Raw genomic sequence first — 12,196 nt, 5'->3', positions numbered from 1 at the left:
CCTGTAACCAGCGCTAATCCAATGCGAGCCGGACGACGGCACTCTCTGCCCAGTCATCGGACGAGATCTGGTGGCAACCCAACCCAAAAAGGAGAGAGTGACCATGAGCTATCCCTTCCAAGCCGTGCTGCCCGCCCCCGGCCACTTCCATGCCCAGCGACTCGCCCCCACCTTGCTGTGGCAGTCAAGCCATGAGCTCAGCCAGAACTGCCAGGTGTCGATGGAACTCACCGTCCTCACCCTACTGGCAGGCGTCAGCATGGTGGCTCAGGGCCGCTACGACCTGAAGATGCCCTACGGCGCGATCAAACCCACCTCGATCAACGTGCTGGGTGTGGCGGGTTCCGGCGAGGGCAAATCCCCCCTCTACGACAAAGTGCTGTATGTCATCCTGGAAGCGCAGCGCCAACAGCGCCGGGAGTGGCGCAAGCGATTGGACACTTACCAGGGGGAGCTGGAGGAGTGGCGTACCGAGGAGAAGGTGCTGACCCAGGCGATCTACCGCAAGCAAACCAAGGGCGGTACCGCGGAGCGTGAACGGCAATCGCTGCGTGAGCTGCATCGGCGTCGGCCCGAACCGCCCCGCGAGTTCCGGCTGCTGTATGAGGACACCACGCCGGAAGCACTCTTCTCGGGCCTGGAAACGGCGATCCCGAGTGCCGCTCTGGCTACCGACGAGGCGGAAGTCTTCTTCAAGGGCGCCATGAACCGGGCACGCAGTCACATCAACTCACTGTGGAGTGGCGGCAGCACGGTCATCACGCGAGCCACCAAGGACGATATCGTGCTGGATGATGCACGGCTGATGCTATTGCTGATGGTGCAGCCCGGCATCCTGCAACAGTACATGGAGGCACAGGGACAGCAGGCAAGGGATTCCGGCATGCTCGCCCGCTTCCTCGTCTGCGCACCGCCGTCGGTTCGCGGTCAGCGCTTCTACTCGCTGCATACCACCCCGGCGTGGGAGGCCTGGGAACAGGCCGAGGCGCGCCTGGCTAGCCTGACACGGGAAAACTTGATCCTGGCACAAGCGCCTGACATGCCGCGTGAGGTACTGGAGTTCACCGAGGAGGGAGCGGCCTGCTGGGTACAGGTGGCCAACGAGATCGAGCGGCAGATGGGGCCGGGCGGGTACTATGAAGCCTGCCCAGACCATGGCTCGAAGCTCGCGGAAAACGTGGCGCGTGTGGCCGCGTTGATACACCTGTTCGAGGGCCATGAGGGCGGGATCGTCGCCGAGACGGTGCTGATGGCCATGGATCTCTGCCTGTTCTACTCCGGCCAATTCCAGCAGGTGTTCATGCCGCCTCCCCAGGAGGAGCAGGATGCCTTCTGTTTGAACGAATGGTTCAATGAGCTCCGGCAATTCAACTGGCGTATCATTCGGTACAACGACGTGCGTCAGCGTGCACCGCGATCCCTGCGCGACAAGAAGCGCCTCAAGGCTGCTTTGGAGGTACTCATTGCCCAGCAGCAGGTCGTGGTATTTACGCACCATCGAACGCGCTATATCGACCTGATGCCCTGGCTGGGGCCGCCGGACATGAGCAACCTCTGATGCCTTCCTTTGCCTTGCTGCCCTCCGGGGCGGCAAGTGCTATCTACGTCATGTGACGGTTTCACGCGCCTGCAGCACGGCTTGCCACGACACCGCCTCGGGCAGCCAATCCAGGCAGGCTTGGAGGTCATCAACGTGGTGCGTCGCACGGATTGCCTCCACCGCCTCATCGGGTAGCTCTCCGAACCGATCCTCCAGCAAGTACACCAGAACACCCTGGACACCTTCACGGAAGCCACGCTCGTGGACCAGCTCGGCTTCCATGCGAGCAGCCCCGTCACTGCGGAAGGCATCGCGCCGTTGCCGCAGCTGACGGGCCATCACGCGCCGATGAATGTGTCGATCCCTGACGTCCTGACCGGCCTTCAAACGCTTCAGCAATAACGTGAGGATCTCGGCTTCAAGCTTGTCGCGAGTGATGATATCCAGGATATGGAAGTCGCGGTTAAGCTCATAAATCCTCACGGCCCATTCATGCGCGACGGCCTCGGCATTATGTTGGGCACGTTTGATCGCTCCGGGATCGTTGTACAGCATGCCCTTGATCATCACGGCCAACAGCGCCTGCTGATCCTGCTCCGACGCGGGCCGGGCGCGAGTGTGCCCGCCTTTGCGTGCCCGCTGGCTGTAGTGCTTGCCTTCGAGGTTCTTCAGGATGTCCAGCGCAGCCAGGTGCCGCTGCGCTTCCAGCAGGGACGACTGCATGCGCTGAAAGGCATGCTGCAGACTGCTGTCAAATGCTCCCATACCGGGGGCCGTCAGCGGAGACAGGCCTCTCTGGTACTCATACCTCACTGCCACCGCCTGGCGCAGCGCAAGGTCCGCATGCCGCTCGCGTTGTTCCTTGAGAGCCACCTTACCCTGGCTCAAGGCGATAGGCTCCACCGCCTCACTCGGCCGAAAGCCACCGCTTTCCATGTCGGCAAATAGCTCGTCGATCCGAGCATCTCGCTCCTGCGCACTCGACAGGCCCTGATGCTCAAAAACCCGCTCCACCACTTGCCAGGCGTGCCCGGTTAATTCGTTACCGGCCCACCGCATGGCCACGGCTGTATCCGCAAGCGCACGGCGCGAACGCTCGCCCCTGGGCGACTTGTCGCTCATGAGTGACTCTTCTGGCTTATCCGACATCACATTGATCTCTATCTATACCTCCCCTAAGGATACCATCTCGCACCCAGGGCCTTTCCAATCTCTAGGTCGACACACCAGAATTCAGCATTGCAAACCTCGATTCCTGCCCCCAACGCTTCTCCAAAAAACAACACCTGAAAATAAAGTACATAAAAACAACAGCTTGTACACATACACTCAAAAACACATACAAGCCAATAAATCAAGAAACCTGCTTAGATAGATTTTCTAACCTAGCAGGCGGCAGGATTCAGTCATGCCGCTCCGGCGATGATTTGGCCATCAAGCCAGCCAATGAGAGGAGCAGCGATGGCCGGAGCACTGTTACGACCCGATCAGGTAGCTGAATGGCTCGGCATGAGCCCGAGCTGGGTGTATGGCAACAAGCACCGCATCGGCTTCGTTCAGATCGGTAGCGCGGTTCGCTTTGAGCAGAGCGCAGTGGAGAGGTACGCTGAGAGCTGCAAGCGCGGCCCTCAGCCTGAGGAACGCAACACATGGGAATCACAGTCAGATACAGGGAAAAGAGGAACCGGTGGGTGGTCACGGAAACGTACCACGGTCACCGATATCAACGAACGTTTGCAGGGAATCGAGAGGGGGAGCGGCAGGCGCGGGAGTACGCAGCGAAGCGCCAGGCAGAGCTGAACGAAGCAGCTTTCCAGGGAGAGGCGATGGGGCGCCAACCGCGGCGCACCTTCATCGAGGGGCTCGAACGATGGATCGACGAGTACGACGTGGCCAGTCAGGCGAAGGCCATCCGCCCGGTGGCTCGCTACATGGGCGACCGGGTACTGCTCGGAATGGACAGCGTCGACAAGGCCCGCGAGATGGCCCGAGACCTTCGCAAGCAGGGGCGTGCGCAGAGCACCATCAACAATCATCTTCAGGTAGTCAAGCGGGTACTGAACCTTGCCTATCGGGAATGGGGATGGCTGGATCGCCCCCTGGGCGACAAGATCCGCAAGAAGATGCCGAAGAACGAACGGCACGTGTACCTGACCATCGAGCAGGTGGCTCAACTCCTGCAAGCCATCCCCGATCACTCGATTGTCGAGAAGCGGGTGATCGCCCTGGCAGCGCTCACCGGGCTGCGCCAGGGCGAGCTGCTGGCTCTGGATCCGCAGAACGTCCACGGTGGTCGCATTCTGCTGCGACCAGACCAGACGAAGAGCGGCAAGGCCCGAGTGGTGCCGGTACCGGAGGATGCCAGGCCCTGGCTGGAAGAGCTGCCATTCGCGACGACCTATCACCGGCTGCGAACGGTGTGGGAGCATGCCCGCCAGGCCGTGGGGCGGCCCGATCTGCGCTTTCACGACCTGCGCCACAGCTATGCCAGCATGTTGGCCCAGGCCGGCGAGAGCATGACCACGGTGCGCGATCTGCTGGGGCATTCCAGCCTGATCGTCACCAGCCGCTATGCGCACATGTTCGATGCGGGTCTCGACGATATTGGCTCACGCCTGCCGAGCTTGAGCACGGCCTTCTGCGACCAAACTGCGACCACACACTAGAAAGAGGGAGGGTAGAAACGCAAACAGCCGCTCGTAAGCGACTGTTTTCTAAATGGTGCCGGTGGTCGGACTCGAACCGACACACTGTTTCCAGCGGCGGATTTTGAATCCGCTGCGTCTACCAATTCCGCCACACCGGCAACGGGCGACGATTATACGTGGGTGACAGCGAACGTCAATTGCTTCAGCTACCTATGCGCGATTCAAGCGCGCATTTGTTGCCCTCTGCGGGTGGTCCTGGTCCCTTGCAGCTCGTCCTGGCCTGTTTTTTTTCGCCCGTGCCGCCTGCTGGACAGCGAGTGCACCCAGGGTGACCATCCACGTGAACGGCTGCAACGAAGCCGCCTTGCTATTGGACAAGCCCTGAGTGGACAAGCCCTGAGCTTGTCCAACAGCGACGTCTTGGCCAAAGATGGCTCGCCCCGGCGGCTTCGACCTTGGTAGACTGCCGCCGCCCTGCGTCAGGTTAACAATGCGTAAGTCTCCATCAACAACAGAACCGGCGCCGCTTGACCGCGCTGCTGATCCGTACCCCTGATCAGCCCCCTAGGCAGCGCTTCGCGAAGCATCTGTCGCGTCCTGCCGAGCGTATTTGAGGAGAAAGGAATCTGCCATGGCCGATACCCGCAACGATGCTGTTCCCCATCCGTCCGTCGCCAGCCGTATAGGCCTGGTGCTGGGCCCGCTGCTTCTGCTGCTCACGTTGATTCTGCCGCCTCCGGGCGATATGTCCCACGCTGCCTGGGGCTGTGTCGGCATGGCATTGCTCATGGCCAGCTGGTGGTCGACCGAGGCGATCCCCATTCCGGTGACATCACTGATTCCGCTGGTACTGGCACCGGCGCTGGGCATTGGTGGCATCAAGGATATCGCGGCTAGCTATGCCAATCCGATCATCTACCTCTTCTTGGGCGGCTTCCTGCTGGGCATCGCGATGCAGACCTGGAACCTGCACAAGCGCATCGCCCTGCATGTGCTCAAGGTGGTCGGCAGCGAGCCACGCCGCCAGATTGCCGGCTTCATGATCGCCACCGGCTTTCTCAGCATGTGGGTCTCCAATACCGCTACGGCCATCATGATGCTGCCGATCGGCATCTCGGTGCTCAGCCTGATGGAAGATTCCGATCCCAAGGAACTGCGGCGCTTTGCTACTGCGCTGCTGCTGGGCATCGCCTACTCCGCCAGCATCGGTGGCGTTGCAACGCTCATCGGAACTCCGCCCAACGCCCTGCTGGCCGGCTATCTGGCAGAAGACCGCGGCATCGATCTGGGCTTTGCACAGTGGATGCTGGTCGGCGTGCCGATCAGTGTGGTGATGATGGCTCTGGCCTGGTGGTGGCTGTCCCGCAAGGGCTTCGCGCTGAATATCGGCCAGGGAGACAGCGACAGTCTGATTCGTGATCAGCTCGCCGACATGGGCCCCATGAGCTCGGCCGAGCGCCGTGTGGGCCTGCTGTTTCTGGCCGCTGCCGCGCTGTGGATCGTTCGCCCGCTGCTCAATGACATGGGCGCGGACTGGCTGTCGGACACCACCATCGCCATCGTCGCCGGCATGGCCCTGTTCCTGATCCCGTCCAAGCGCCAGCCCGGCGAAACGCTGATGGTATGGGAAGATGCGGTGAAGCTCCCCTGGGGCATTCTGCTGCTGTTCGGCGGCGGCCTGGCGCTGGCCGGTGCCATCAGCAAGTCAGGACTTGCGGAGTGGATCGCCAACCAGCTGGCCATCCTCGGCGCCCTGCCTACGCTGGCGATCATCGGTGGCGTCGTACTGGTCATCATCTTCCTGACCGAGGTCACCTCCAATACCGCCACCGCAGCGGCGTTCCTGCCGCTTCTGGGCGCATTGGCCATGTCGCTGGACATTCCCGTCATGCTGATCACCGTGCCGGCCGCCATCGCCGCCAGCTGTGCCTTCATGATGCCTGTGGCGACGCCTCCCAATGCCATCGTGTTCGGTACCGGCCACATGCAGATTCAGTCAATGATTCGCGCCGGTTTTGCACTGAACCTGATCAGCACCGTACTGGTGACGCTGATGGCCTACGGCTTGATTCTGCTGCTCTGGTAACACAGAGATGATCACCGTTTCCTGACGTGGCGGTCAGGAAACGGTATCCTTGTGCGCCTTTGGCATTCGATCTTCCTGCCTGACGACTTGCGAACCTCCATCTTGTGAATCCCCATGCAGCGCGCTGACTTTCACTTCGAGCTCCCCGAGGAGCTGATCGCCCGTTACCCCTCCGACATCCGCAGCGACTGTCGGCTGCTTTGCGTCGATGGCGCCAGTGGCCAGCTTGACCATCGTCGCTTCCCCGACCTTGAGCAGTTGCTCGAGCCAGGGGACCTGCTGGTGTTCAACGATACCCGCGTTATCCCCGCGCGGCTGCACGGCCACAAGGCCAGCGGCGGCAAGGTCGAGATGCTGCTCGAACGCCCGCTGGATGCCCATCGCGGGCTGGTGCACCTGCGCTCCAGCAAGTCGCCGAAGCCGGGCACGGAATTGATCTTCGAAGGTGACATCAAGGCCGTGGTAGAGGGACGCCACGACGCTCTGTTTGAGCTGCGCTTCCTCGGTGATACGCCGATGATCGCGCTGCTGGAGCAGCATGGACACATGCCGCTGCCACCCTACATCACTCGCGAGGATGAGCTGTCCGACCGGGAGCGCTATCAGACCGTCTACGCACGTCGCGACGGCGCTGTCGCGGCGCCGACCGCAGGCCTGCACTTCGACGAGCCACTGCTCGAGCGTCTCGCAAGCCGTGGCATCGAATCGGCCTACGTGACCTTGCACGTCGGTGCCGGCACCTTCCAGCCGGTGCGCGTCGACAATATTCACGAACACCACATGCACAGCGAGTGGATCGACGTCAGTGACGAGACCTGTGCCAAGGTGCGCGCAGCCAAGGCAAGAGGCAACAAGGTGGTGGCGGTGGGTACCACCAGCGTTCGTTGCCTGGAAACCGCCAGCGCCTCGGGCGAGATCGCGCCGCTGTCAGGCGACACGGATATCTTCATCTACCCGGGTTATCAATGGCGTTGCGTCGATGCCCTGATCACCAACTTCCACCTGCCTGAATCGACCCTGCTGATGCTGGTGTCTTCCTTCGCTGGCTACGATACCGTCATGGCGGCCTATCGAGAGGCGGTCAAGCAAGGCTACGCCTTTTTCAGCTACGGCGACGCCATGCTGCTGACGCCGGCACCCGCGGCACTGAAAGCGCAAGACTGATACAGCACAACGGATACGGCAGAACCGCGTTACGCCCCACAGGGGCACGGAGAGACCCATGCGAGAGCAATGTTTCATGCACTTCGACCACCTGGCCAGCGATGGCCGGGCACGCCGAGGCCGCATCACCTTTCCCCGTGGCACCATCGAGACACCGGCCTTCATGCCGGTAGGCACGTATGGCACGGTCAAAGGCATGACCCCCTCTTCGGTGGAAGAGATCGGCGCCGAGATCATCCTTGGCAATACCTTTCACCTGTGGCTGCGCCCGGGTACCGAGGTCATCGAAGCCCACGGCGACCTGCATGACTTTGCCCAGTGGGACAAGCCGATCCTGACGGACTCCGGCGGCTTTCAGGTCTTCTCCCTGGGAGAAATGCGCAAGATCACCGAGCAAGGCGTGCACTTTCGCTCGCCGGTAGACGGTGCCAAGGTCTTCATGGGACCGGAAGAGTCGATGGCAGTGCAGCGCTCGCTAGGCTCTGACATCGTGATGATCTTCGATGAGTGCACGCCCTACCCGGCCACCCATGCCGAAGCCAAGGCCTCCATGGAGATGTCGCTGCGCTGGGCCCAGCGCTCCAAGGATGCTCACGGCGAGTCACCGTCGGCGCTGTTCGGCATCATCCAGGGCGGCATGTACCCGGACCTGCGTGAGGCGTCGCTGAAAGGCCTCAACGACATTGGTTTCGACGGCTATGCCATCGGCGGCCTGTCAGTGGGTGAGCCCAAGGAAGAGATGATCGAGGTCCTCGATTATCTGCCCGACTGGATGCCGGCAGACAAGCCGCGCTATCTGATGGGCGTCGGCAAGCCCGAAGACCTTGTCGAAGGCGTTCGCCGCGGGGTAGACATGTTCGACTGCGTGATGCCAACCCGCAATGCGCGCAATGGTCACCTGTTCACCAGCGAAGGCACAGTGAAGATCCGCAACGCCAAGCATCGCCATGACACTCGTCCGCTGGAAGACGACTGCGACTGCTACACCTGCCAGAACTTCTCACGGGCCTACCTGCATCACCTGGACCGTTGTGGAGAGATGCTCGGTTCGATGCTCAACACCATCCATAATCTGCGTCACTATCAGCGCCTCATGGCTGGTTTGCGCGGTGCTATCGAAGCGGGTACATTGGCTGACTTCGTGGAAGGGTTCTACGCCAGGCGTGGCCTGCCGGTTCCCCCCGCCCCGAATTGATACATCGGTCGGCAGTTGCCGGCCGCTTGCTCCTGCTTTTCCCACGACTTACGGAGACCGTCGTACATGTTGGACTTCTTCATCTCCCCGGCCCAGGCCCAGGATGCCGGCGCCGCTGCCGGTGGCGGCATCGCCCAGATTGTGATGCTGGTCGGCTTCGTGCTGATCTTCTACTTCCTGCTGTGGCGTCCCCAGGCCAAGCGGGCAAAGCAGCACAAGCAGCTGATCGGCGGCCTCTCCAAGGGTGACGAGATCGTCATCGGCGGCGGCCTGATGGGCCGCATCACCCGGGTCAGCGAAGACAGCGAATTCCTGGCCATGGAAATCAGCGAAGGCACCGAGGTCAGCGTTCAGAAGAATGCCGTGGCCGCCGTGCTGCCCAAGGGCACGCTCAAGTCCATCTGATTGGTGCTCGTCCCCACCCCGGATCCCATCCGGTCGGTGGGGATGCCCCATGCTGACGCGGGGCGAGCCGATCGGTCGGCTGTCGCGCGTTGGCGAGGCAGCCGCACCCGTCGCCTCGGAACCTTGCAGTCCCATCTTGTTTGATCCTGCGATGTTCCCTCATTTGTCAGCAACCTGAGGGCAGAGCCCCGATGCTCAATCGTTACCCTTTGTGGAAGTACCTGCTGATTCTAGTGGTGCTTCTCGTCGGCCTGGTCTACTCCCTTCCCAATCTGTTTCCTGAAGATCCCGCGGTACAGATCAGCAGTGATCGCGGCGACCTGAGCCTTTCCGAGTCCCAGCAGCGAAGCCTGGAGCAGGCGCTTGCCGACGCCGATATCGAGATCAAGCAGGTCGAGCAGGAGCCCAACAGCCTGCTGATTCGCCTGCGTGATGCCGAAGACCAGATTCCCGCCCGCGACCTGATCAGCCAAGAGCTCGGCGAAGATTTTGTGGTCGCCCTGAACCTGGCAGAGTCCACCCCGGATTGGCTCGCCTCGCTGGCAGCCTCCCCGATGACCCTGGGCCTCGACCTGCGAGGCGGCGTGCACTTCCTGCTCGAAGTCGACATGGATGCCGCGGTCAGCCAGCGGCTGGAAGTGAATGCCAGCGCGATGCGCGAAACCCTGCGTGACGAGCGCATTCGCTATCGCAATACCGAGATCGACGGTCGCACCATTTCGCTGGACTTCATGAACGCCGAAGACCGCGATGCTGCCGAGACGCTGATTCGTCAGGAATTCCCCAACCTGCAGTATCAGGATGTCGATCGCGAGCGCGGCGCCGCCCTGGCCATGACCCTGACCGATGCCGCCGTCGATGAAATCCAGGACTATGCGATCAATCAGAACCTGACCACGCTGCGCAACCGCGTCAATGAGCTGGGCGTGGCGGAGCCCCTGGTCCAGCGCCAGGGCCCGGATCGCATCGTGGTTGAGCTGCCCGGCGTCCAGGATACCGCCGCGGCCAAGCGCATCGTCGGCGCCACCGCCAACCTCGAGTTCCGTCTGGAGGCACGTACCGACACCCCCTCCAACGAAACCGAAGCACTGCCCTTCCGCAACGAACCGGCCCGCAGTGCAGACCTGATGCGTGACGTCATCATCACCGGCGACAGCGTCTCCAGCGCCAGCCGTGGTTTTGATGAAAACGGTCGCCCCCAGGTCAATATCAACCTGGACGGCACCGGCGGCACACTGATGAACCGCGCCACTCGCACCAATATCGGGCGCAACATGGCGGTGGTGTTCATCGAACACAAGACCCGCGACCGCACGGTGATGGAAGATGGCGAGCGGGTCACCGTCCGCGACCCGTACACCGAGCGCGGTATCATCAGCCTGGCCACCATCCAGAGTGCCCTGGGCAACAGCTTCCGCATCACCGGGCTGGACAGCCCCACGGAAGCCGGGGAACTGGCCCTGCTGCTGCGCTCCGGCTCGCTGGCCGCCCCGATCTACTTCGCTCAGGAACGCACCATCGGGCCGAGCCTAGGCGCCGACAACATCGAACGCGGCATGCTGTCGGTCCAGATCGGTCTGTTGCTGGTCGTGCTGTTCATGCTGATTCGCTACAAGGTGTTCGGCATCATTGCCAACATCGCCCTGGCGCTCAACCTGACCATGCTGGTGGCCGCCATGTCGATGCTCGGCGCCACTCTGACGCTGCCGGGTATCGCCGGTATCGTGTTGACCCTGGGTATGGCCGTCGATGCCAACGTGCTGATCTTCGAACGTATTCGCGAGGAATTGCGTAACGGACTGTCGGTCCAGCAAGCCATCCACGCCGGCTACGAGCGCGCGTTCAGCTCCATCGTCGACGCCAACATCACGACGCTGCTGGTGGCACTGATCCTGTTCTCCATTGGCACCGGGCCGGTCAAGGGCTTTGCCGTGACCCTGTCACTCGGCATCCTGACCTCGATGTTCACCGCACTGCTGGTCACCCGCGCCATGGTCAACCTGATCTACGGCGGCAAGGCGGTGAAGAAGCTATGGATCTAAGCCCATGTCCACTCGCACACAACGGGGAGAGGGTATGAATCGCCTCACCAACCTCCAACTCGACTTCATGGGTCAGCGCAAGATCGCCTTCAGCCTGTCGGCGATCCTGATCCTGGTGTCACTGGTATCACTGGTGGTTCAGGGCCTTGCCCTGGGCCTCGACTTTACCGGCGGCACCCTGGTCGAAGTCCGCTATGCCAGCGCCCCGGCCCTGGACAGCGTGCGCGCAGCGCTGGAAGGCGCTGGTTTCAACGACGTCTCGGTGCAAACCTTCGGCGCCGCCAATGAAGTGCTGATCCGTCTGCAGCAGACCTTTGAAGCCAATGTGGGTGAGCAGGTCGTTGGCCTGCTCGCCCAGGGCGGCACCCAGGTGGATCTGGTGCGCGCGGAATTTGTCGGCGCCCAGGTGGGCGACCAGCTGCGTGACCAGAGCGGCCTTGGCATGCTCGTCGCTCTTGGCGTGGTCATGCTCTACGTGGCCTTTCGCTTCCAGTACAAGTTTGCGATCGGCGCGCTGCTGGCCCTGGTCCACGATGTCATCATCGTGATTGGCGCCTTCTCGCTGTTCCAGCTGGAATTTGACCTGACCGTGCTGGCCGCCGTGCTGGCCGTCATCGGCTACTCGCTGAACGACACCATCGTGGTCTACGACCGCATTCGCGAAAACATTCGCAAATCGCGGATCGACGACATGCCGGCGATCTTCAACGAAGCCATCAACCAGACCCTGGCGCGCACCCTGGCCACGTCCGGCACGACCCTGCTGGTGCTGATCGCCCTGGCCTGGCTGGGCGGCGACATGATCCACAACTTCTCCGTTGCCCTGCTGATCGGCATCGGTGTCGGTACCTTCTCATCGATCTACGTGGCAGCAGCACTGTTGCTTAAGCTGAAGCTCCAGCGTCGCGATCTGATCCCCGAGAAGAAAGAAGACGCCGAGGAAGAGCAGCTGCCCTGACTGTGGCTTCCTGGCAGCCTCTATCAGGCAACTCTGCCAGGCAGCTCTTTCACGCAGTTCTTTCACGCAGTTCTGGCTGGCCCCGCCGTGTTTCACGGCGGGGCTTTTTCATGTCTGCGGTGTTTCCGCAACAGCTCCCCTACAGGGCTGCGATACGT

Annotated in this window: 10 protein-coding genes and 1 tRNA gene; 9 read left to right on the top strand and 2 right to left on the bottom strand. The window is 61.9% G+C overall.

The window, feature by feature from the left end; genetic code table 11:
• Positions 1-103: 103 nt before the first annotated feature.
• Positions 104-1,558 carry a YfjI family protein gene (locus KUV45_RS07630; protein ID WP_222162604.1) on the top strand — a complete coding sequence of 485 codons (1,455 nt, stop codon included), beginning with the start codon at positions 104-106 and terminating at the stop codon, positions 1,556-1,558.
• 48 nt (positions 1,559-1,606) lie between these two features.
• On the opposite strand, the gene KUV45_RS07625 is transcribed toward KUV45_RS07630, so the two are convergent.
• Positions 1,607-2,662 (bottom strand): hypothetical protein, encoded by a 1,056-nt coding sequence (locus KUV45_RS07625; protein ID WP_222162603.1) that lies wholly within the window; start codon positions 2,660-2,662, stop codon positions 1,607-1,609.
• A 300-nt stretch (positions 2,663-2,962) separates the two neighbouring features.
• On the opposite strand from KUV45_RS07625, the gene KUV45_RS20440 reads away from it, so the two are divergent.
• Together KUV45_RS20440 and KUV45_RS07615 are read left to right on the top strand one after the other, a co-directional pair.
• On the top strand, positions 2,963-3,340 hold the full coding sequence (locus tag KUV45_RS20440) for a helix-turn-helix domain-containing protein (protein ID WP_374107024.1): 378 nt from the start codon (positions 2,963-2,965) through the stop codon (positions 3,338-3,340).
• 26 nt (positions 3,341-3,366) lie between these two features.
• The gene (locus tag KUV45_RS07615) at positions 3,367-4,206 is read left to right on the top strand and encodes a site-specific integrase (protein ID WP_222162601.1); all 840 of its coding nucleotides are present in this window, start codon (positions 3,367-3,369) and stop codon (positions 4,204-4,206) included.
• A 53-nt stretch (positions 4,207-4,259) separates the two neighbouring features.
• Here the strand turns inward: KUV45_RS07615 and KUV45_RS07610 are convergent.
• Positions 4,260-4,346: transfer RNA gene (locus KUV45_RS07610), tRNA-Leu, on the bottom strand.
• A 473-nt stretch (positions 4,347-4,819) separates the two neighbouring features.
• Here KUV45_RS07610 and KUV45_RS07605 point away from each other — a divergent pair.
• From KUV45_RS07605 to secF, 6 genes are all read left to right on the top strand, one after another.
• The gene (locus KUV45_RS07605) at positions 4,820-6,274 is read left to right on the top strand and encodes a DASS family sodium-coupled anion symporter (RefSeq protein WP_222162600.1); all 1,455 of its coding nucleotides are present in this window, start codon (positions 4,820-4,822) and stop codon (positions 6,272-6,274) included.
• A 114-nt stretch (positions 6,275-6,388) separates the two neighbouring features.
• Positions 6,389-7,438 carry a tRNA preQ1(34) S-adenosylmethionine ribosyltransferase-isomerase QueA gene (gene queA / locus KUV45_RS07600; RefSeq protein WP_222162599.1) on the top strand — a complete coding sequence of 350 codons (1,050 nt, stop codon included), beginning with the start codon at positions 6,389-6,391 and terminating at the stop codon, positions 7,436-7,438.
• A 58-nt stretch (positions 7,439-7,496) separates the two neighbouring features.
• Complete coding sequence (gene tgt, locus KUV45_RS07595; protein ID WP_374107023.1) at positions 7,497-8,633, top strand: tRNA guanosine(34) transglycosylase Tgt; 1,137 nt, start codon at positions 7,497-7,499, stop codon at positions 8,631-8,633.
• Positions 8,634-8,699: 66 nt separating this feature from the next.
• The gene (gene yajC / locus KUV45_RS07590) at positions 8,700-9,038 is read left to right on the top strand and encodes a preprotein translocase subunit YajC (RefSeq protein ID WP_206941545.1); all 339 of its coding nucleotides are present in this window, start codon (positions 8,700-8,702) and stop codon (positions 9,036-9,038) included.
• A 191-nt stretch (positions 9,039-9,229) separates the two neighbouring features.
• Positions 9,230-11,080 carry a protein translocase subunit SecD gene (secD, locus tag KUV45_RS07585; RefSeq protein ID WP_222162598.1) on the top strand — a complete coding sequence of 617 codons (1,851 nt, stop codon included), beginning with the start codon at positions 9,230-9,232 and terminating at the stop codon, positions 11,078-11,080.
• A gap of 34 nt (positions 11,081-11,114) precedes the next feature.
• Entirely contained in the window at positions 11,115-12,038 is a 924-nt protein-coding gene (secF, locus tag KUV45_RS07580; RefSeq protein WP_206941549.1) for a protein translocase subunit SecF, read from the top strand.
• The last annotated feature ends 158 nt before the right edge of the window (positions 12,039-12,196 follow it).

It is taken from the genome of Halomonas sp. DP3Y7-2 (assembly GCF_019800795.1).
Taxonomy (GTDB): domain Bacteria; phylum Pseudomonadota; class Gammaproteobacteria; order Pseudomonadales; family Halomonadaceae; genus Halomonas; species Halomonas litopenaei_A.
This window is presented reverse-complemented; position numbering and strand designations above follow the sequence as displayed.

Excerpts from the sequence above, each read along its gene's own strand:
- secF (WP_206941549.1), top strand. The coding sequence starts at position 11,115 with ATGAATCGCCTCACCAACCTCCAACTCGACTTCATGGGTCAGCGCAAG.
- KUV45_RS07605 (WP_222162600.1), top strand. The coding sequence starts at position 4,820 with ATGGCCGATACCCGCAACGATGCTGTTCCCCATCCGTCCGTCGCCAGC.
- KUV45_RS20440 (WP_374107024.1), top strand. The coding sequence starts at position 2,963 with ATGATTTGGCCATCAAGCCAGCCAATGAGAGGAGCAGCGATGGCCGGA.
- KUV45_RS07630 (WP_222162604.1), top strand. The coding sequence starts at position 104 with ATGAGCTATCCCTTCCAAGCCGTGCTGCCCGCCCCCGGCCACTTCCAT.
- yajC (WP_206941545.1), top strand. The coding sequence starts at position 8,700 with ATGTTGGACTTCTTCATCTCCCCGGCCCAGGCCCAGGATGCCGGCGCC.
- tgt (WP_374107023.1), top strand. The coding sequence starts at position 7,497 with ATGCGAGAGCAATGTTTCATGCACTTCGACCACCTGGCCAGCGATGGC.
- KUV45_RS07615 (WP_222162601.1), top strand. The coding sequence starts at position 3,367 with ATGGGGCGCCAACCGCGGCGCACCTTCATCGAGGGGCTCGAACGATGG.
- secD (WP_222162598.1), top strand. The coding sequence starts at position 9,230 with ATGCTCAATCGTTACCCTTTGTGGAAGTACCTGCTGATTCTAGTGGTG.
- queA (WP_222162599.1), top strand. The coding sequence starts at position 6,389 with ATGCAGCGCGCTGACTTTCACTTCGAGCTCCCCGAGGAGCTGATCGCC.
- KUV45_RS07625 (WP_222162603.1), bottom strand. The coding sequence starts at position 2,662 with ATGAGCGACAAGTCGCCCAGGGGCGAGCGTTCGCGCCGTGCGCTTGCG.